The following is a 19797-nucleotide window of genomic DNA, read 5'->3' on the forward strand; positions in this document are numbered from 1 at the left end:
TGCCCCGATAGATAAAAGGCACGGCTCTTGCCGTGCCTTTTGCGTCGAGCTCTGAGAAAATGCCCGCACTTTTTTTCCGGATGCCGACATGACTGCCCTGAAGAACGACCGTTTCCTTCGCGCCCTGCTCAAGCAACCCGTAGACGTTACCCCGGTATGGATGATGCGCCAGGCCGGCCGCTACCTGCCGGAGTACCGCGCCAGTCGCGCCAAGGCCGGCGACTTCATGAGCCTGTGCATGAACCCCCAGTTCGCCTGCGAAGTGACGATGCAGCCGCTGGATCGCTACCCGCAGCTGGACGCGGCCATCCTGTTCTCCGACATCCTCACCATTCCCGATGCCATGGGCCAGGGTCTGTACTTCGAGACCGGCGAAGGTCCGCGCTTCAAGAAAGTCGTCAGCACCCTGGCCGACATCGAAGCGCTGCCGATTCCCGACCCGCAGAAAGACCTGGGCTATGTCATGGACGCGGTCAGCACCATCCGCCGCGAGCTCAACGGCCGCGTGCCGCTGATCGGCTTCTCCGGTAGCCCTTGGACGCTGGCCACCTATATGGTCGAAGGCGGCTCGTCGAAGGACTTCCGCAAGACCAAGGCCATGCTCTACGACAACCCGCAAGCCATGCACCTGTTGCTGGACAAGCTGGCGCAGTCGGTGACGGCCTACCTCAACGGTCAGATCATGGCCGGTGCGCAAGCGGTGCAGATCTTCGATACCTGGGGCGGCAACCTGTCGGCGGCGGCGTACCAGGAGTTTTCCCTGGCCTACATGCGCAAGATTGTCAGCGGCCTGATCCGTGAACATGACGGGCGCCAGGTCCCGGTGATTCTGTTCACCAAGAACGGCGGCCTGTGGCTGGAAAGCATCGCCGATGCCGGTGCTGATGCCCTGGGCCTGGACTGGACCTGCGACATTGGCAACGCCCGCGAACGGGTCGGTCATAAGGTCGCGCTGCAAGGCAACATGGACCCGACCGTGCTCTACGCCAAACCCGAAGCCATCCGTACTGAAGTCGGGCGTATCCTCGCCAGCTATGGCAAGGGCAGCGGCCATGTGTTCAACCTCGGCCATGGCATTACCCCGGAAGTCGATCCGGAACATGCCGGTGCATTCCTGCGGGCGGTGCATGAGCTGTCGGCGCAATATCACGACTAGGGGCCTACGCGGATCCCACTAAAGCAGCCTGTCCGACCCCGCGTCGGACAGGCTTTTTTGTGTGCGCTGTTTATCTTTTCAACATCAACTAACCGGTTGTTTGGTCGGGCGTGTTTGTTGTTTATGTCGGCTAATGTCTTATGTGTAAGAGATTTCTTTCGTCATGTAAGAAAAATGGATTCAGAGATCCTTCCTTCTACCTAGAGAGATTTACCCTACATAGCAAATTTTAAGTTTTCGATAAGGTTCGGCGCTTGAGAGGTACGGCGCCGAGCACTCCTGCGTGCCTTTCAAGATGACGGTGATACGTCTTCCCCAATCTCGAATGACTAGCCTGGAACTTATATGAAAAACAACTTCAACAAGAGCACAGTATTGACGGGGTGTGCTTCCTCCTTAGTTCTCTTGTCGACCTTGATGGTGTCCCAGGGAACGCTTGCCCATGGCTTCCTTGAAGTACCGCCTTCGCGCGCTCTGTTGTGCCAGAGAGGTGAAAACAAGAATTGCGGTGGCGCGCAATTCGAGCCCCAGAGCACGGGTGAAACCTTCAAGGGGTTCCCAAACGGAGCGGGTGGTGCTCCCCTGCAAGGGCCCTTCGACGGAAAAATTGCCAGCGGTGGGCATCCGCTGTTTTCCGCCCTTGATGCGCAGTCAGCCACGCGCTGGCAGCTGACCGAGATCCGCGACCGCAACATCGCCTTCCAATGGCAATACACCGCCGTGCACCCGGCGACCCGGCATGAGTACTTCATTACCCGCGATGGCTGGAACCCGAACGAAGCGCTCAAGCGTGCTTCGTTCGACAGTACGCCGTTCTGCACCGTGGATGGCGGCAACCAGACCCCGAAACCGGGTGCCAGGCACAACTGCGTCATACCCGACAGCAAGACGGGACATCATGTGATCCTGGCGGTCTGGACGGTGGGTGACACCGACAATGCGTTCTACGACCCGGCGGATGTGAACATCCTGGCTGAAGCCGCGCTGCCGGGCGGTTGGTCGCCGGTGGGCAGTATTGCGTCGTCGACCCCGTTGCTGGTGGGGGACAAGGTCAAGGCGCGGGCGTTCTCCGCCACCGGCGAAAATCACCCCTACAGCGTGACTGTCGGCATTGACTCCGCCGAGGAAGGCAGGCCTGAGAACTGGTCGTTCAAACTGGCCGAAGCCATCAACAAGGCCCATCCCCTGATTCGCGCAGGTATTCGCGACGATGAGGGCAATATCACCCCGGTCCGCGGCAGCAACAACCTCTATGCCCAGAAAGAAAGCGGCGTGAGCCGGTATGAAGTGCAACTGGACATGCAGGAGGACGCTGGCGCGAGCATGACGATTGCTTCCCTGCAGCCGGAATATGTACTCGACAAGGGTCGCGTCAACATGACGTTCGCGGCGCAGACGAACCGCCGGATGAACCTTGAAGCCACATTGCTCGATGAGAAGAACAAGCCGGTCGGTGTCGTGAGCCAATCCGCAGGTGAAGGCAATATCGGGCTGAGCATGGACGTGCGCAGTGCCCCGGGCGCCCACACCCTGGCGCTGGTAGGCACCACCGAGGACGGGCGGACCACTCGCCAGGACACTCGCAGTGTCACCCTGACCGGTGAGGGCGCAGACGTCGAATACGATTTCGTGTTCCCTGAAAACCTCGGTGAATACAGCGCCGGTACGAAGGTGTTGCAGCCCAAGACCAACGAGGTCTTCGAGTGCAAGCCGTTCCCCGCGTCCGGCTATTGCAAGCAATACAGCCCGACGGCGAATGGCTTCGAGCCCGGTGTCGGTGCTTCCTGGCAAAGCGCCTGGGACAAGTTGTAAGTCCTGAGAGGACGGCGCCAGGCAATCCGTAGGGGTTGCCCGGCGTCTTCAAGCGAGAGCGCGGTGATGCATTCAAATTATTCCTTCGCACGGCACGTGGTGTGGCTCGTGCCGCTGCTGCATGGCGTATTTCTGGCCGGGCAGGAGTGGCGTTTTCGCCAGGCATTGGGCCGTGAAGTGCCGGTGGTTGCCGAGTCGCCGGCCGTTCCGGTTGACCGCTCGCCTAACGTCCAGGCCGTGGCGACCGTGCTCGGCCTCACGCCTGCAGGCGTCCAATCGCCCAGCGCCGAGCCGATGACCTTGCAAGCCAGTTTTGTCGTCGCCCAGGGCTTGTCGCGGGCGTTGCTGGCTGACGCTGCGGGCGCGCGCATTTACCGGGTGGGCGAGCGTTTGCCCAGTGGCAGCGTGCTGCGCCGGGTGGAAGCCGATCATGTGACGTTGTGGCGCAACGGGCGTGAAGAACGCCTGGCCCTGCAGCAAGAGGCAAAGCCCTGGCTGCGCCGGGTGGGCCTCGAAGATGAGCGCCCTGCGACGGCTCATTCCTCGCAATACATACGCCCGGTGGCCGGGCATTCAGAGTGATCGAATTCATGAACAGCGTTATCCGCAGCCGTGTATCCCACGCCTTGCTCTGTCTTTCCGTGTTCTGCCCACTGATGTTTGCCGACATGGCACGGGCCGAGGAGGCGCGTTGGCAACTGGCGATGAACAATGCCGAGTTGCGTGACGTGGTCGAAGAGATATCCGCGATCCTGGGCAAGACCGTGGTGCTCGATCCCAGGGTGTCGGGGCGGATCTCCGTCATGTCCCGCGAGGCGTTGGATCGTGAAGGCGTGCGTCGGTTGTTCTATTCGGTACTCGATGCCCACAACTTCACCGTGATCGATGAAGGCGAGCGGATCCTGATCACCCCGGTCGCCGATGCCAGGACCCGGGCCGGCGCCGGCGAGACCAGGGACCCAGCGCCATCACAGTTCGTAACCCGGGTCATCGACTTGCAGTCGAGCATTGCCGCTGATGTTGCAGGACTGATCCGCCCCCTGGTATCGAGTGGTGGCTACATCGGGCCTTCGGTTTCCTCCAACGCGCTGGTGGTGACCGACACGGCCGCCAATGTGCAGCGCATCAGCCGGGTCGCGCAACAGCTGGACTCGGGACACAACCGCAATCATGTGGTGGTGCAGTTGCGTCATGCCAGGGCCGGGGATATCGCGTCGATCCTGGAAGCATCCGGCAGCAAGCGCGAGGGCGACACTGCAGGCTCGGTGATCGCCGACACGCGGGGCAATCGCCTGGTGATCATCGGCGCACCGCGGGTGCGCCAACGCCTGGCCGAACTGGCCCGGACCCTGGACGTTCCGGCCTCCGCGGCCGAGGACAATGCACGGGTCATCCGCTTGCGCCACAGCGATGCCAAGCAACTGGCCGAGGTGCTGGAAGGCGTCGGGCAAGACAAGAAGGCCCCAGCGTCCCAGGCTGGCCTGCGGGAAAGCGCTTCCGCCAACACGTTCATGATCAAGGCCGACGAAAGCCAGAATGCCCTGGTGTTGGTCGCCGAGCCGGCCCAGGTCCGCACCATCGAAAATATCGTCCGGGAGCTGGACCAACCCCGGGCCCAGGTGCTCATCCACGCCGCCATCGTGGAAATTTCCGGAGACATTGCCGAAGCGCTGGGGGTGCAGTGGGGGATCAAGAGTGGCAGCGCGGCGGGGGTCATCAGTTTTTCGGGAACCAACACGCCGATCATCGGCGAGCTGAACCCCAAGGACGTCGATGGCGTGCTCCTACGGTTGGGCGGCGATCGCTTCAGTACGCTGATATCGGCCCTGGCGAGCAATACCCGCAGCAACCTGCTCTCCACTCCCAGCCTGCTGACTCTGGATAACCAGGAAGCGGAGATCATTGTCGGCAAGAACGTGCCGTTCAAGACCGGCTCCTACGCCACCAACAGCAGCGGCGCGGACAATCCCTTTACCACGGTGGAGCGCAAGGACGTCGGCATCAGCCTCAAGATCAAGCCCTACATCAACCAGGGTTCCTCCTTGCGCCTTGAGGTCCAGCAGGAAGTCTCGGACATTGCCCCGTCTGTTGCCGGCGTGGATTCCTCGGACCTGATCACCAACAAGCGTGCCCTGAAGAGCACGATCCTGGCGGACGACGGCGAGATCATCGTGATCGGCGGCCTGATCCGCGACGATGTCCGTTCCCAGGAAAGCGGTGTGCCGCTGTTACGCAGCATTCCGTACCTGGGCGCACTGTTTCGCTGGACCCGCGACACCCAGACCAAGAGCAACCTGATGGTGTTCCTGCGGCCCACCATCGTGCGTGGCAAGGAAGACCTGGCGGATGTCAGCCGCCAGCGCTACGACGCGCTCCGGGAGCTGAGCAAGCCGGGCTCGCGGCAGAACAATTCGCTGTTGCTGCCGCGAGACGCTCGCCAGTTGTTCGAGCCTTCCCTGGAGGCGTCGTCGGCAGATCCGTTGCCGCAGAATCGGGGTGACCTGTGAGCGAGTCCCTGGCCCCGTTGCCCTTCGGTTTTGCCCGGCGCCACGGCGTGCTGCTGGACGGCGAAGGGGCTGCCGTGAGCCTGGTGATGCGCTGCGATGCGCCGCTGACTGCGCTGGCGGAGGTTCGTCGCCTATGTGGCCGGGAACTGCCGATCCAGGTGCTGGAGCCGGCGCAATTCGCAACGCGTCTGGCCTGTGTCTATCGCCAGGGCCAGAGCGCGGCCGAACAGGTGGCTCAGGGTCTGGACGAGGAGCTGGACTTGCTCAGCCTGGCCGATCAACTGCCACAGACCGCCGACTTGCTGGAGCAGCAGGGCGATGCGCCGATCATCCGCTTGATCAATGCGTTGCTCAGCGAAGCGGTGCGCGAACAGGCGTCGGACGTGCACCTGGAAACGTACGAGCAATACCTGTCGGTCCGCATGCGGGTCGACGGCCAGCTGCGGGAAATGCTGCGTCCACGCCGTGAGCTGGCCAGCCTGCTGGTATCGCGGATCAAGGTCATGGCACACCTGGATATCGCTGAAAAACGAGTCCCCCAGGACGGTCGGATGGCGTTGCGGCTGGCCGGGCATGAAGTCGATGTGCGGGTCTCGACCCTGCCGTCGGCCCATGGCGAGCGAGTGGTGTTGCGCCTGCTCGACAAGCAGGCCGGGCGCCTGGATCTGCCGCGTCTGGGCCTGCCGGACGACACCCTGGCGAGTCTGCGTCGGTTGCTCGCCAAACCCCACGGTATCGTGTTGGTGACCGGCCCCACGGGCTCGGGGAAAACCACCAGCCTGTACGCGGCGCTCAGCAGCCTCAACGACCAGAGCCGCAACATCCTCACCGTCGAAGACCCGATCGAATATCACTTGCCGGGCATCGGCCAGATGCCGGTCAACCCGAAGGTCGACATGACCTTCGCCCGTGGCTTGCGAGCCATTTTGCGCCAGGACCCGGACGTGGTGATGGTGGGCGAGATCCGTGATCGCGAGACGGCTGAAATCGCAGTCCAGGCCTCCCTGACCGGTCACCTGGTGTTGTCGACCCTGCATACCAACAGCGCCGTCGGCGCGATCACGCGGTTGGTGGACATGGGCGTGGATGCCTATCTGCTGGCCTCGTCCCTGGCCGGCATCGTCGCGCAAAGGTTGTTGCGGGCCCTGTGTCCGTCCTGCAAGACCTCCTATGTAGCCGACGCCGCCACCTGTCGGCGGCTCGGGCTCGAGGCCGATGTCGGGCCCCGGCTGTTCAGGGCCCGGGGGTGCGATGAATGCCAGGCAGGTTACCGCGGGCGTTTCGGCATTTATGAGCTGGTCAGTGTCAGCAGCCCGCTGTCGCAACTGATTCATCAGGGGGCTACTGAACAGGTGCTGGCGTTCGAGGCGCGCAAGACCTCTCGCAGCCTGTTCCAGGACGGGCGTCAGCGGGTCCTGGAAGGCCTGACCAGTGTCGATGAACTGCTGCGCATCACCCAGGAGGATTAGTGCGATGCCGACTTTCGACTATCGGGCCGAAGACGCCCAAGGGCGGCGCTGCAAGGGGCGCGTGGAGGCCGACAGCGCCCGTCATGCCCGTCAGTTATTGCGCGAACGCGGATTGCTGCCTTGGGAGCTGCGCGAGGGCGAGGCGCAAGCCACCCTGGGTGCCCGCTTCGTCGGGGGGCGCCTGAGTCCGGCCGACCTGGCCTTGTTGACTTTGCAGCTCTCCACGCTGATCCAGGCTGGGCTCCCCCTCGAAGAATCCCTGCGGGCCGTGGCGCAACAGAGCCAGAAACGTCGCGTCGTCCACCTGCTGTCAGCGGTGCGCACTCGGGTCATGGAAGGTCACGCATTGGCCACGGCCCTGAAAGCGTTTCCCCAGGCATTCCCCGAACTGTTCTGCGCCACCGTCGCGGCGGGCGAACAGTCCGGTCACCTTGGCCAGGTGCTGGAGCAACTGGCGACTTACACCCAGGCGCGTCAGGCGTCTCGCCAACGCATTCAATTGGCGCTGGTGTACCCGCTGATCCTGCTGCTGGCCTGCGTTGCGATTGTCGCTTTCCTGCTGGGCTATGTGGTGCCGGATGTGGTGAAGATTTTCATCGACAGTGGCCAGCGGTTGCCCTGGCTCACCCAGGCGCTGATCGCGGTGAGCGATGGGGTGCGCCGCTATGGGGCGCTGATGCTCGTGGTCCTGGCCGGTGGGCTCGGGCTGTGGCGCTGGAGCCTGCGCCAGCCGCTGTGGCGCCTGCGCTGGCATCGCCTGCTGCTCAGGCTGCCGCTATTGGGCGACGTTTTGCGGGCGATGGAAGCCGCCCGATTCGCCAGCACCCTGGCGATTCTGAGCCAAAGCGCCGTGCCCCTGGTCGAGGCCCTGCACATCGCCGCGCAGGTCATCGGCAACCTGACCATCCGTGCCCGCATGGCCGATGTTGCCCGTTCGGTGCGCGAGGGCGGAACCCTGACCCGAGGCCTGGAACTGGGCGGCGATATTCCGCCGCTGATGTTGCACATGATCGCCAGCGGTGAACGGGTCGGCGAACTGGATCGCATGCTGGCCCGTGCCGCCGAACAACAGGAGGCCAGCCTCGCGGCGCGGATTGCGCTGGTGGTGAGCCTTTTCGAACCGGCCATGTTGGTGGTGATGGGCGGCGTTGTGCTGCTGATCGTCATGGCCATTCTCCTGCCTATCTTGAGCCTCAACCAATTGGTGAATTGATCGATGAAACTACAAAACAACCGGCCCGCACGCCTGCAACGCGGCTTTACGCTGATCGAAATCATGGTGGTGGTGGTCATCATCGGCGTGCTGGGGGCCATGGTGGTGCCGCAGTTCATGAGCCGCCCCGATCAAGCCAAGATCACGGCCGCCCGCACCGATATCCAGGCGATTTCCACGGCGCTGGAAATGTACCGGCTCGACAATTTCCACTACCCCTCGACCCGGCAGGGCCTCGATGCACTGAGTAAACGTCCGTCCGGCACACCTGCGGCAAGAAACTGGAACCCACAGGGCTATCTGAAAAGCCTGCCGATCGATCCCTGGGGCACGCCTTATCAGTATCTCAATCCTGGTCCCAAGACCGCCGATGGCAGCTACGACCTGTACTCGCTGGGTGCCGATGGCGAGCCGGGCGGTGACGGCACGGCGGCCGACATCGGCAACTGGGGCGAATGAGCATGGGCCGTCGCTGCAGGGGGTTCACGTTGCTTGAACTGATGGTCGTCATTGTCTTGATCGGGGTCTTGGTGGGTATGGTCAGCCTCGCCATCGGGCCGAGCCCGGCGCGTGAGGCCCGGCAGCAAGCCCAGGACTTCGTCCGTGTGGTGCAGCAGTTGCGCGAGCGGGCGGTGCTGGATGGGTTGGAATACGGTGTGCGGGTACAGCCTCGCGGCTATCAGGCCGTGCGACTCGACGTCGGCGATTGGACCGCGGTGGCGCCCATGCAGCGGTTACCTGAAGGCATCACGCTGGGGCTGGAGCAGGACGGTCATGCCTGGGGCCTCGACGAGACGCCAGGCGCACCGCAATTGCTGATGCTCAGCAGCGATGAGATAAGCCCGTTCAGGTTGCTGGTGAAAGTCGCCGGCCAGCGTATCGCGCGGGTGTCGAGCGATGGTCTGGCGGAGCCTTCGATTGATGAGTGAGTTGCGCAGACCGGCCGCTTGCAAGGGATTTACCTTGCTGGAGGTCATGATCGCCCTGACGATTTTTGCGACGGTGGCAGCGGCAGCGCTGTCGGCCAGCCAGTTCGTGCTCAGGCAAAGTGTCGCGCTCGAGGACCGCCTGTTCGGCGCCTGGCTGGCCGACAACCAGTTGAGCGAGCTGCGCCTGCAAGCCGCCGCTGCGCCGGGCCGCCAGCACCTGACCCGATCCATGGATCGTCGCGACTGGACCTTGCAACAGCGTATCGCCGCGGCCCGCGACCCGCGTCTGCTTCAAGTCGAGATCCAGGTCAGCCGCGCCGACGGCTCGTCCGCCCTACACCAAGTGACCGGGTGGATCCGCAACCGTCATGAATAGACAGTCGGGGTTCACCTTATTGGAACTGGTCATCGCCATCGCCCTCTTTGCGTTGCTCGGCCTCGCCGGTTGGCGCCTGTTCGACGCCGTCGTGCGTACTCAGCAAGGGACCGGTCAGCATGAGCGGGAAATCAGGGCCTTGCAGCGTGCCGTGGGCGTGATCGAGCGCGATGCGTGGCAAGCCGTGGCCGGGTCTGTCGTGCTCGCGCCGGGGCACCTGCAATTGCAGCGCAGCCACTGGCGCAATCCACTGGACCAGCCCCGCAGCGAACGACAGACGGTGAGTTATCGGCTCGAAGGTGCAGCGTTGTGGCGCGACAGCTTTGGCGAGGGAACGGCCACCCTGCAGCGGCAGCAACTGCTCGATGATGTCCGCAGCCTGAGTTGGCGCCTGTTTGATTCGCAACGGGGTTGGCACGGCGAAGCCGCGGGCGACGGCTGGCCGCTGGCATTGGAACTGAACGTGTCGACGGGGCGCTTCGAACAGATCCGTCGGGTCCTGCTGTTGCCGGGAGCGTTGCCATGACGCATCAACGCGGGGTGGCATTGATCAGTATGCTGCTGGTGTTGAGCCTGGCGTTGTTGCTGGTCGGTGGAATGTTGCGCAGCCATCGCCTGTTGTTGCACGGCAGCGCGCAGCAGCTGCAACAGGTCCAATTGCGTCAATTGGGCCTGGCCGCCGAGGCCTGGGCGCGCGCCGTGCTGGAAGACAGCGTGGATACCCAGGCCGGGCCCGTCGACCTGAGCCAGGACTGGGCCCGGCTGGCGCTTGCCCTGGCGCTGGATGACACCGGAATCGACGTTGATATCGAAGACCTGTCCGGGCGTCTGAACCTCAATCCATTGTTGGCCCGCGGGCAGATCGATCAAGTGACCTTGGGACGGTGGGCCCGGTTGCTCACCCTGCTGGATTTACCGGCGCTGTCGTTGCCCCAGGTCGGAGCCGTCCAGGAGTTGAGTCAGCTGCGTCTGTTGCCCGGTATCGACGGTCAGACCCTGCAACGCCTGGAACCGTGGGTGGCAGTGCTGCCCATGGACGCGCAACTGAATATCAACACCGCACCGCAGCGTGTCCTGATGGCCTTGGACGGCATGGACGGCGGCGCTGCAAACGCCGTGATAGCGCGGCGTGCCGACACCCCCTACGCCAGTGTCCAGGCGTTCACTGGCGACCCATTGTTGTCCGGCCTGGGCCTGAGCAGCCATGGCCTGGGCGTGAGCAGCCGCTGGTTCCGGATCACCGTGAACGTGACTCAAGCGAACCGCCACCTGCGCCTGGCCTCGGACATCGAACGTGATCCGGTGACTGGATTCTGGAGTGTTCGCCAGCGCCGTTTTTTACCCATCAGCCCCAGTGAGCTTCCTTGATGAAAACCTGGCTTTACCTGACCGCCGAAGGCATGGGTGCCCCGTGCGCCAATTGGCGTTGCTGTGTGTGGTCGCCCTCGGGTGAACGCCGCTGCCTGCCTTTGCACGAAGCCGCTCGCGAGTTGAGCGGGCGGGTCGTCGATGTGCTGTTGCCGATGGAAATGTGCAGCTGGATGCGTAGCGATCCCTGGCCCTCTCGACGCCAGCCCCGACCCCAGGCCTTGGCATTCGCCATCGAAGAGCAACTGAGCGAGAGCCTGGAGGCGCTGCACATCGGCATCGGTTTACGGGATCGTCAGCAGCGCTATCCGCTGCTGGTGATTCAGCGGGCCCGATTCCAGGCTCTGCTGGCGTTGCTCGACGCCCATGGCATTGATGCCCGGGCGATCCATGTCGATGCTGAGCTGATCGCTGAGGACAAGGCTTTCGGGGTGCGCTGGTTCGGTCGCTGGCTGCTGGGTGGAGCGCTACCGGCGCGGATGGCGCTGTCGGTCCAAGCCTTGGCAACGCTCAAGCCGAATCTGTCCGGGGACATCCACTGGCTGGACGAGGCGACTGACCGCCCCGGCATCGACGAGTGGTTGCTGAGCACCGAGGGACATCTCATCAACCTGTTGCAGGGGGAATTCCGGCGGCGGCGTCAGCGTCTACCCTGGCGCGGTTCGGCGATGGCCGTGCTGGGTGTGTTTGCGCTGACCTGGGCGTTCGATGAAGCCCGCATCGGTTTTCTGCACAGTGAAACCCGTCGCCTGTATGCGCAAGGCGAGCAGCAATTCAGGTCGCTCTATCCCGGGCAGGATCCCAGCGTTGACCTGGCGGCGCAGTTCCAGGCATTGCAGCAGCGTCGCAGTCAAAACCAGGTCACCCAGGTCGGTCGGCTGGCCCGCCTGACTGAACAGGTGGTTGGCGCCAGTCATGTCGAGGTGCAGCAGATCGAGTACCGAGAGCACGAAGGCTGGAAAATCCAACTGACCGCCAACAGCTTCATCGAGCTTGAGCAACTGCGTGAACGCGGGCAGCAAAACGGCCTGCCCATTACCTTGGGCAGCGCCAGCAAGCAGAACAACCGGGTACAGGCGACCCTCACCCTGGAGGACAGTTGATGAGTCTCAGTGGATGGACGCGCCTGAAGCAAGCCTGGGCAAGCATGTCTGGCCGCGAGCAATGGTTGTTGCTGGGCCTCGCCGGGGTGGTCCTGGTGGGGGTGGGTTATGCCTCGATCTGGCAACCTACCCGCCAACGCCTGGAGATAGCTGAGCGGCAGTATCGCCAACAGGCACAACTGAATGCACGGATCCAGCGCGCCGAACCCGACCGGGATACGAGCACCGCTCTGCGCCCGTTGTCGGTACGGGTCAACGACAGTGCGACGGCGGCGGGCCTGGAAATAGCCGAAATGGAGATCGAGGGCGATTCGTTACGGCTCACCGTCACTGGCGATGCCAATCCGCTGCTCCATTGGCTGGATCGCCACGAACGGGACGGTGCGGCTGTGCGATCGTTGGCCTTGGAAGCGCGCGATGGGATGTTGGAAGCGCGGGTGGTGTTGCATCAGTGATTGGCTGGACATGTGCCTGATGCCAGTCAGTTAGAAATCAAACGGCGCAAACCCTGTGGGAGCGAAGCTTGCTCGCGATGGGGCAGACCAACCGACATTGTTGCTGGCTGACTTACCGCAATCGCGAGCAAGCTTTACTCCCACAGGTGGTGTTCAGACCGGCATGTTTCCTGGCAACACCGGCAATTTCGCCAGTTTTACCGCCACCGACAACGCCACCAGCAGCAGCGCGCCAATGAACAGGCCGACACCGTTCCATCCACCCAGGTGCCAGGCCACGCCGCCGGCGGTGCCGGCCACGCTCGAACCGGCGTAATAGCTGAACAGATAGAGCGACGATGCCTGGCCCTTGGCGGTGAGGGCGCGGCGGCCGATCCAACTGCTGGCGACCGAGTGGGCCCCGAAGAAGCCGAACGTGAAGACCAGCATGCCAGGGATCACCAGCGTCAGGGGCGTCGCCATGGTCAGTGCGAGACCGGCCAGCATCAAGGCAATGGTGGCCCAGAGCATCTTGCGTCGACCGAGCTTGTCCGCCAGTGCGCCGACTTTGGCCGAGCTGTAGATGCCCGACAAGTACACCACCGACAGCAGTCCAACGAAGGCCTGATCCAGGTGATAAGGCTCGGCCAGCAGGCGGTAGCCGATGTAGTTGAACAGCGTCACGAAGGCGCCCATCAGCACGAAGGCTTCGAGAAACAGCAACGGCAAGCCAGCATCGCGAAAGTGCCGGGTGAAGCCGTCCAGCAAGCTGCGTGGATGCAGTGAGCGTGGGCGGAAGTTGCGCGACTCGGGCAGGATCCTCCAGAACACCGCCGCGGCGATCAGGGCGAGGCCGCCAATCACCAGCATCGCGGTGTGCCAGCTGACAAAGTCGATCAGCACGCCGGTGATCAAGCGCCCGCACATGCCACCGATGGCGTTGCCGGCGATGTACAGTCCCATCGCCAGGCCGATGTGCTTGGGATGGATCTCTTCACTCAGGTAGGTCATCGCGACGGCGGCCAATCCGCTCAACGACAGCCCCACCAGGGCCCGGAGCAGCAGTACGCCATGCCAGGTCGGCATCATGGCGCTGGCCACGGTGCACAGTGCGGCGGCGAACAGTGCGGTGACCATCACCGACTTGCGGCCGATGCGGTCGGAAATCGGCCCGGTGATCAACAGGCCGACGGCGAGCAGGCCGGTCGCCACCGACAGGATCAGGCTGCTTTGCGCCGCATTGACGGAAAATTCCCTGGACAGCAATGGCATCATCGGCTGCACGCAATACAACAGGGCAAAGGTTGCGAAGCCACCGCAGAACAGCGCCAGTACCGTGCGCATGAACATCGGCGTGCCTTTTTCTATGTAGATGTCCTTCAATTCGGTAACGACGGCGTCCTGCACGCGGGAGGGGATTTCATGGGCCAGTGGCGCGACAGCAGTTTTCACGATGGACCTCGCAAGAGCACGATCAGGCAGGCAATGAAAAAAAGCATATAGCTGACTAACGTTTCTATCCAATATATTGTTCGACCTGTTTAAGACGTTTAGCGACCTATTGGATGGCCCATGGAACTGCGTCACTTGCGTTACTTCATCGCCGTGGCCGAGGAACTGCATTTCGGCCGCGCCGCGCTGGCTTTGGGTATTTCCCAGCCGCCCCTGAGCCAGCAGATCCAGGCGCTGGAGCAGGAGATCGGCGCGCGCTTGTTCGAACGCACCAATCGTCGGGTCGAGTTGAGCGAAGCCGGGCGGCTGTTCCTCGAAGAGGCGCGGCGGGTACTGGCCCAGGTCGACAAGGCCGCCGACGTGGCGCGTCGCGCCCAACAAGGGGAACTGGGTGAACTGAAGATCGGCTTCACCTCTTCGGCGCCGTTCAACTCCACCATTCCCCAGGCGATCTTTTCGTTTCGCCAGCGGTTCCCGGCCGTGCACTTGAACCTGCGGGAGATGAGCAGTACCCAGGTGGCCGATGCGTTGCTGGACGAAACGATCGAGATCGGCATCATGCGGCCCCTGCCGCTGCCCGATGCCTTGAGCGAAATCGAGCTGAGCCGCGAACCGCTGGTGGCGGTGCTCAGTGCCAAGCACCCGCTGGCCCAGAGCAGTGACGAGGGATTGTTTCTCTCGGCACTGGCCCAGGAGCCGTTCGTGTTCTTCCCCCGTAGCTACGGCAGTGGCCTCTATGCACAACTGCTGAGCCTGGCCCGTGACGCCGGCTTCAGCCCCCACTTTGCCCAGGAAGCCGGCGAAGCCATGACCATCATCGGCCTGGTGGCGGCAGGGCTGGGGGTTTCGGTATTGCCGGCGTCTTACCAGCGGATACGGGTCGATGGCGTGGTCTACCGGCCATTGCTCGACCCGGCGGCGGTGTCGGCGGTGTGGTTGGTGCAGCGTAAGGACCAGCGTTCGCCGATGGCGAAGGCGTTTGTGGAGTTATTGGCTAAAAATACCGGTATTTCCGGTTCTGAAAGGACGGCTTGAAAAAGGCCGCCTTTGGGCTAATGCCGATCAGTTAAGCCACAACCCTGTGGGAGCAAGCTTTGCTCCCACAGAGTTTGTGCCGTTTGATCCTTAACTGACTGGCATTACGCCTCTCGGCGCCCTTTTTTCTTAGCCTTCCCAAACCGTCGCAGGGCCATTGGCGTGGTAGTCGTAGAACCCTCGGAGTATCCAGCTATCGCCCTCGCGTTCAAACGCGGCGCGCCATGCGCCTTTGCCACCGCCCGGGGTCAGTTGGGCCATGGTGTACCAGTAATATCGGTTGCTCTTCTTGGTGGTTACCCTTCCCGCGCGAATATCTTCGGTGATGACTCGGACCCTGGTTTTCGCCGCCTCAGAGAAGCTGGCGTAGGACATCTGGGCTTCGGCCAATGGGCTGGTGGTGACGGTGAACCTGTCCGGTGCCGGCGATGGAGTGGGTAGAACCGCAGGGGTGACGGTGGACGGTGTACCTTCCACTTTGTGGGTTCGAGCCTGGGTCACGATCTCGATATCGAACGGTTCGTAGTTGGCCAGTGTACGGCTGAAGTCCGTGATGTCTTCCCCAGTGAGCAGCATGACGTTGCGTTGTGTCCGCCCTTTGTTGGCAATGATATAGGGCACTCGATTGTTTCTGATTTCCGTCAGCAGTCCGGGTTTGTGCCTGCGCAGCTTCTCTTCCCGCAGGGCTGTAATCAACTCGTTATAGTATTCCTCCGAGGCCGTGTATTTTTCCCGGGCTGCCTTTGTTTCCGGATCATTTCCGGGGAATCGCGCCTGCGTCGTGGCATCCAGTCTGGCTTCCACGGCATCCAACATGTCCCGGGTGTCCTTGGCTATTTTGTTCATGGCCGCCTTCTTCCTCCCGCCTGGGGAGGTGAAGGCCATGAATACCGCGCCGGTAATGTTGTCCGTTATAACCGTTGTGTTGACCTTGATCCGGTCTTCGGTAAAGAACATGTTTCTGTGCGCGAGTATCGTGTCGTATATTTTTATTTTTTGCGTCTCGCTCAGGTCAATGTTGGACACGTTTGCTTCGATGTCTCGACTACTGAGGAGGACGATGCTCCATGTATTCATCTTGTCCAATAGTTGCATCTGAATGGCTTTGCGCCTGGACAAGTCGCCCCGCCCCCGGGTCAAGTCATCTATTCGTGCGCGGTAAGCGTTGATGTCGGCTGCACCGACATCCGCCATGCTCTCGCGCAGTATGCGTTCGGACAGTGCTTCAGGCATGGAGTCGAAGATGGCTTTTGCGGTGCTGATCGCTTCATAGGAGGGGTAGCGGTTCATCACCAGCACGCCCTCCACCAACGCATCGCAGGTGCGTTGTCGTGGGGTTTCCGGGGGGCGACTGAACAGGCTCTGGAGCGCGCCACCTCCGTGTAACCGATGTCGCTCCTCAATGCGCCAGCGGTCATTTTCCCACGTGACCGTTCGCTGGTTCGAGCGGTTGTCCGGCGCGTAGATGATCCGTTCGCCGACCTGGATCGCCGTTTTGTAATAGCCGTTCCCAAGCTTCAGGTAACCCTGCCCGTCGGCGCCCCTGTACCGGTGGCGTCCCTCGGCGATCAACCCATGCCCGTTGAAGCCTTTGAGCCGATAGTGTTCCAGCTCTGGATCCGGCATGCGGGGGAGGGAGGACAGGGCCGGGCGTGCCTGTTTCCGACGGCGTCCCGCGCGGGCCATGATCAGGTCCTGCCCGGCTTCGGCGATGACCTCTCCCAACCCGCCGATGAAATCAGTGGCCCATTGACGGACGCTGCCGCCCTCATCATCGATCGCTGATACCGCGGCACCGCCCGCCATGGTCGGCAGGATCGCGCGGCCCAATATGCCGCCCAACCGGCCCACCGGGAACATCGACATGGCGCCCGTGAGCAGCATGACGGCGTTTCGGCGCCCTTCCTGTGCGGACGCGCTGTCGCGTTCGGCATTGGTCACCGTGAGCATTTCCGCGGTTTTCATCCCGTGGGTGATCTGCGTTTCGTGCAGTACCTTGAACAGGTCCGCTTCCACCACCGGCGAGGCGATTTTCTTTGCGAAGTCATTTTGTGCCCGGTCCTTGGTCCAGGCGAAGACGGAACGCGTAACCTTCCTGATCTTCTCCTCGAGCGTCAGGTCCTCCGACATCGGCACCAGGCTGGCTAGCTGCTCGGCCTGTTCCAGCAGCGGCAGGTGCGAGATCAGCCAGCGAGCCATCTGCGGTGTGGCGGTGAGGGTCTGCACCAGGGCGGCTTCCAAGGTTCGGCTGCTGGCCGCATCCACGTCGCGAAACGTTTTGCCGTCCGGTGCCCCTGGTGTGTACAGCGTCAGCGAGGGGCGGCTCGCCAGGGCCTTGACCCCAAACGCCAGTATTTCTTTCAGTACGCTATTGCCCCAGTGCAGTTGACGAACCACCACTTCGTGCCCGCCAACCTTGACGCGTCCTGCCGCCACGGGGCTGTCCAGTGCCGCCAGTACCAGTTTCAGCCCGGTATTGTCGCGGTCGAGTCTCAGGTCGCCGGAGATATGGGCGGCCCAAACCTGGGCTCGCATCTGTTGTGCTTTCAAGGCCATCCATTGCGCCTGGGTTTGCCGGGCTACAACTTGCAGCTCGGTCGGCAACCGGGCGCCGACATTGGCCCTTTCGATGACCTCGACAATCTGCGCGAAACTCAGCGGCCCTTCTATGGCGGGCCGAGGGGCATTGCGTTCATCCAGGGTCAGGTTGGACATCGCCCACTCTGTCAGGGAGCGGCGGTCGTCGATGATCCCGCTGACGCTGCCTTGGGATATTCCGGACCCAAACGGTGACCCGCCCGTGGGGGCATGTGGATCGACCAATTGCTTCCTGATGCTCAGTGACACGTCTTCAGGATCGACCGGCGGGTATTTCTCGCGGATGACACCGGCCAACAAGGTGCGGGTCCGGGCATGCAGGGCATCCGGGGTGGCCAGCGTCACGGGGTCTGGTGCCGGGACCGTTTCCACCAGGGTTGTCTGCACCGCCTGGGTCGCCTCCCACCACGCCAGACGGTCGCCACCGGTGACGTGGGGGTTGGCGTGCAACCAGTCATCGAGTTTTTTCAGGCTAAGCCGCAGTTCACGTTCATCCAGGGCGGCAGCCAGATCCAGTCGATTGCCCAATTCCGCCATTGCATCCAGCCTGCTCATCCAGACGTCGATCTCCTCCGCTTCCGCAGGGCCATTGAGAAAAACGTTGCCGACGGCGTTCCTTTGCGCCGTCCGCAGTTCGCTGACCAGGCGGACGAGAAAGTGCTCGGCAATCGGTGCCGTTTCGATCTCGCCTCCGGGTTCGCTGTCTTCCAGCAGGCTGGCCTTGAGTGCTGCAAGGTCCTCGTGAATGTGCAGCGGTTCGCCCGGGCGGTACAGCACCGCGCCACCCGACTCGCTGACGTTGTCATGTTGGGTCAGCACCACGGCCATGGGAACTGGCACGCTGACAGCCCACCCTGGCGGGATCAGGCTCAGGCTATGGACGCCGGGCCGCTGGTATTCCGGGAATTGCCCACGAGACGCCGCGTCTGGCGCCAACAAGGCGCGCTCCACCAAGGCCTTGTGCATCGCCGGGCGCAACGTGCCGTCCAGCTTGTGGAGGTCCGCCTGGGCCTTGAGCTGTACGGCCCATTCATCGGCCAGCCAGATGCTGACGCTACGACCCTGACTGAAATCGGTGGGTTCGGCCCAGAAGTCGTCCAATGCCTGGGTCAACAGTTGTGTGCACGAGTCGGGCGTGATGCTGATCAGGCGCTTGAGGTTCTCCAGGGCTGCGGGCGTAGGCGCGGCGTAATACTGATCAGTGACGAAGTCTATGTTGCTCGACTCGTCGAAGAACGCCTGCGTATCCAACCGACCCGCGATCGCCTGAACAAAAAGCGTGTCGAGGCGCACCGTGGTCTTGGCCCCGTCCTGTTGTCTGCATACGAAGATGTCTTTGGCAGTGAGGTTGCCGGACAGGGCGGGGAAGGCGCTGCGAAATTCATTATCCAGATACCTTGCCAGCACCTTCGAGGCACGTGGGACGGCGTCGTTCAGGCGGATCATCTGTTGCTGCGAGGTTTCCAGCAGGCTGATCAGCGGGGTACTCGGGTTTGTCGGGCTATCAGTCCGTGAGGGGGTGTTTTCCAACATGTGCTCTTCCTGAGAAATTTTCGGAAGAACAACCTATTGAAGATGGACGATGACTGGGTGGTAGATAGATACCGCACGTGGCGGTGTCGGGCGGGGTAGGAGGGACAGTGGCCCCTCAAGAAACCTGTACCGGATACATATCCCTTGTGGGAGCCAAGCTTGCTCGCGATAGCGGTGGATCCGTTGGCATCGCTGTCGACTGTCCTGCCACCATCGCGAGCAGGCTCGCTCCCACGGTGGAATATCAGTGAGCCAAACGCCTGCGCCTGGCACAGAACCCTTGTGGGAGCGAGCCTGCTCGCGATGGCGGCGGGCCGGGCGGCATCAATGCCCGAGGGCTTATTGCACCTTCGACAGATCCCCCTTCAATGCAACGCCTGCCATGATCGCGCCGGCATGGCATTCATAGGTCGCAGGGTCTTTGCGCTCGTTGCTCTTGTAGAAGCTGACGATGTTGGTCACGGCGTTGGCGCCTGCATTCTTGGCTGCCTGGTGCAGGCTGATCAGCGCCGATTGCAGCACCCATTCGCAGGCTGCTTCGTCGGATTTGTTGAAGGCGTTGGTTTTCTTGTTAGTCACCGCACCGGGGCTGACCACGGTGACGTTACCGGCCGGTTTGTTGCCCGCCAGGTAGAATTTCACGCTGCCGTTGATCTTGCCGGTGCGGATGGCTTCGGCGACGACCTTGTCGAAAGGCAGGTACAGCGCGGTATCACGGGCCTGGCTGAGAGTCGGCAGGGTGCTGAGCAACAGGGCGGCGGTAACGGCGATTTTCTTCAGCGACATCAGGGTCTCCTTGACCAGAGGAACGG

At 62.6% G+C, this 19797-nt stretch carries 17 protein-coding genes; 14 read left to right on the plus strand and 3 right to left on the minus strand.

Translation table 11 applies throughout. From position 1 onward, the window contains the following. Nucleotides 1-88 precede the first annotated feature (88 nt). The 13 genes from hemE (at nt 89) to gspM (ending at nt 12388) form a co-directional block, all read left to right on the plus strand. Nucleotides 89-1156 carry a uroporphyrinogen decarboxylase gene (gene hemE / locus PCOSP_RS02075; RefSeq protein ID WP_139646520.1) on the plus strand — a complete coding sequence of 356 codons (1068 nt, stop codon included), beginning with the start codon at nt 89-91 and terminating at the stop codon, nt 1154-1156. Nucleotides 1157-1501: 345 nt separating this feature from the next. After that, nucleotides 1502-2968 carry an N-acetylglucosamine-binding protein GbpA gene (gbpA, locus tag PCOSP_RS02080; protein ID WP_464710202.1) on the plus strand — a complete coding sequence of 489 codons (1467 nt, stop codon included), beginning with the start codon at nt 1502-1504 and terminating at the stop codon, nt 2966-2968. A 66-nt stretch (nt 2969-3034) separates the two neighbouring features. Next, complete coding sequence (locus tag PCOSP_RS02085; RefSeq protein ID WP_464710203.1) at nt 3035-3550, plus strand: type II secretion system protein N; 516 nt, start codon at nt 3035-3037, stop codon at nt 3548-3550. An 8-nt stretch (nt 3551-3558) separates the two neighbouring features. Next, nucleotides 3559-5475, plus strand: coding sequence for a type II secretion system secretin GspD (gene gspD, locus PCOSP_RS02090; RefSeq protein WP_464710204.1), 1917 nt, complete (start codon nt 3559-3561; stop codon nt 5473-5475). Then, on the plus strand, nt 5472-6944 hold the full coding sequence (gene gspE / locus PCOSP_RS02095) for a type II secretion system ATPase GspE (RefSeq protein ID WP_464710205.1): 1473 nt from the start codon (nt 5472-5474) through the stop codon (nt 6942-6944). The genes gspD and gspE overlap by 4 nt, the downstream gene beginning before the upstream one ends. 4 nt (nt 6945-6948) lie before the next feature. Then, nucleotides 6949-8157 (plus strand): type II secretion system inner membrane protein GspF, encoded by a 1209-nt coding sequence (gspF, locus tag PCOSP_RS02100; RefSeq protein ID WP_175384604.1) that lies wholly within the window; start codon nt 6949-6951, stop codon nt 8155-8157. Nucleotides 8158-8160: 3 nt separating this feature from the next. Then, the gene (gene gspG / locus PCOSP_RS02105; protein ID WP_464710206.1) at nt 8161-8616 is read left to right on the plus strand and encodes a type II secretion system major pseudopilin GspG; all 456 of its coding nucleotides are present in this window, start codon (nt 8161-8163) and stop codon (nt 8614-8616) included. 2 nt (nt 8617-8618) lie between these two features. Continuing rightward, on the plus strand, nt 8619-9086 hold the full coding sequence (gene gspH / locus PCOSP_RS02110) for a type II secretion system minor pseudopilin GspH (RefSeq protein WP_464710207.1): 468 nt from the start codon (nt 8619-8621) through the stop codon (nt 9084-9086). Further along, a complete protein-coding gene (gspI, locus tag PCOSP_RS02115) occupies nt 9079-9462 on the plus strand; it encodes a type II secretion system minor pseudopilin GspI (RefSeq protein ID WP_139646534.1) in 384 nt (127 codons plus the stop codon). The genes gspH and gspI overlap by 8 nt, the downstream gene beginning before the upstream one ends. After that, nucleotides 9455-9988 carry a type II secretion system protein GspJ gene (locus PCOSP_RS02120; RefSeq protein WP_464710209.1) on the plus strand — a complete coding sequence of 178 codons (534 nt, stop codon included), beginning with the start codon at nt 9455-9457 and terminating at the stop codon, nt 9986-9988. Before gspI ends, PCOSP_RS02120 begins: the two co-directional genes overlap by 8 nt. Continuing rightward, complete coding sequence (locus PCOSP_RS02125) at nt 9985-10830, plus strand: type II secretion system protein GspK (protein WP_464710210.1); 846 nt, start codon at nt 9985-9987, stop codon at nt 10828-10830. Before PCOSP_RS02120 ends, PCOSP_RS02125 begins: the two co-directional genes overlap by 4 nt. Then, nucleotides 10830-11933 carry a type II secretion system protein GspL gene (gspL, locus tag PCOSP_RS02130; RefSeq protein WP_175384608.1) on the plus strand — a complete coding sequence of 368 codons (1104 nt, stop codon included), beginning with the start codon at nt 10830-10832 and terminating at the stop codon, nt 11931-11933. The genes PCOSP_RS02125 and gspL overlap by 1 nt, the downstream gene beginning before the upstream one ends. Continuing rightward, entirely contained in the window at nt 11933-12388 is a 456-nt protein-coding gene (gene gspM, locus PCOSP_RS02135; protein WP_464710212.1) for a type II secretion system protein GspM, read from the plus strand. The genes gspL and gspM overlap by 1 nt, the downstream gene beginning before the upstream one ends. A gap of 153 nt (nt 12389-12541) precedes the next feature. Here gspM and PCOSP_RS02140 read toward each other — a convergent pair whose 3' ends face one another. Further along, nucleotides 12542-13819, minus strand: coding sequence for an MFS transporter (locus PCOSP_RS02140; protein WP_139646544.1), 1278 nt, complete (start codon nt 13817-13819; stop codon nt 12542-12544). A gap of 120 nt (nt 13820-13939) precedes the next feature. Here PCOSP_RS02140 and PCOSP_RS02145 point away from each other — a divergent pair, with 120 nt between their 5' ends. Then, on the plus strand, nt 13940-14854 hold the full coding sequence (locus PCOSP_RS02145; protein ID WP_139646546.1) for a LysR family transcriptional regulator: 915 nt from the start codon (nt 13940-13942) through the stop codon (nt 14852-14854). Nucleotides 14855-14983: 129 nt separating this feature from the next. On the opposite strand, the gene PCOSP_RS02150 is transcribed toward PCOSP_RS02145, so the two are convergent. Further along, a complete protein-coding gene (locus tag PCOSP_RS02150; RefSeq protein WP_464710213.1) occupies nt 14984-18985 on the minus strand; it encodes a dermonecrotic toxin domain-containing protein in 4002 nt (1333 codons plus the stop codon). A 339-nt stretch (nt 18986-19324) separates the two neighbouring features. Then, on the minus strand, nt 19325-19771 hold the full coding sequence (locus PCOSP_RS02155; RefSeq protein WP_464710214.1) for an excinuclease: 447 nt from the start codon (nt 19769-19771) through the stop codon (nt 19325-19327). Nucleotides 19772-19797 lie beyond the last annotated feature (26 nt).

Source organism: Pseudomonas sp. MAFF 730105, assembly GCF_055380705.1.

Bases quoted from the DNA above. Each gene is read 5' to 3' on its own strand.
- hemE (WP_139646520.1), top strand. From the start codon at position 89: ATGACTGCCCTGAAGAACGACCGTTTCCTTCGCGCCCTGCTCAAGCAA.
- gbpA (WP_464710202.1), top strand. From the start codon at position 1,502: ATGAAAAACAACTTCAACAAGAGCACAGTATTGACGGGGTGTGCTTCC.
- PCOSP_RS02085 (WP_464710203.1), top strand. From the start codon at position 3,035: ATGCATTCAAATTATTCCTTCGCACGGCACGTGGTGTGGCTCGTGCCG.
- gspD (WP_464710204.1), top strand. From the start codon at position 3,559: ATGAACAGCGTTATCCGCAGCCGTGTATCCCACGCCTTGCTCTGTCTT.
- gspF (WP_175384604.1), top strand. From the start codon at position 6,949: ATGCCGACTTTCGACTATCGGGCCGAAGACGCCCAAGGGCGGCGCTGC.
- gspG (WP_464710206.1), top strand. From the start codon at position 8,161: ATGAAACTACAAAACAACCGGCCCGCACGCCTGCAACGCGGCTTTACG.
- gspH (WP_464710207.1), top strand. From the start codon at position 8,619: ATGGGCCGTCGCTGCAGGGGGTTCACGTTGCTTGAACTGATGGTCGTC.
- gspI (WP_139646534.1), top strand. From the start codon at position 9,079: ATGAGTGAGTTGCGCAGACCGGCCGCTTGCAAGGGATTTACCTTGCTG.
- PCOSP_RS02120 (WP_464710209.1), top strand. From the start codon at position 9,455: ATGAATAGACAGTCGGGGTTCACCTTATTGGAACTGGTCATCGCCATC.
- PCOSP_RS02125 (WP_464710210.1), top strand. From the start codon at position 9,985: ATGACGCATCAACGCGGGGTGGCATTGATCAGTATGCTGCTGGTGTTG.
- gspL (WP_175384608.1), top strand. From the start codon at position 10,830: ATGAAAACCTGGCTTTACCTGACCGCCGAAGGCATGGGTGCCCCGTGC.
- gspM (WP_464710212.1), top strand. From the start codon at position 11,933: ATGAGTCTCAGTGGATGGACGCGCCTGAAGCAAGCCTGGGCAAGCATG.
- PCOSP_RS02145 (WP_139646546.1), top strand. From the start codon at position 13,940: ATGGAACTGCGTCACTTGCGTTACTTCATCGCCGTGGCCGAGGAACTG.
- PCOSP_RS02150 (WP_464710213.1), bottom strand. From the start codon at position 18,985: ATGTTGGAAAACACCCCCTCACGGACTGATAGCCCGACAAACCCGAGT.
- PCOSP_RS02155 (WP_464710214.1), bottom strand. From the start codon at position 19,771: ATGTCGCTGAAGAAAATCGCCGTTACCGCCGCCCTGTTGCTCAGCACC.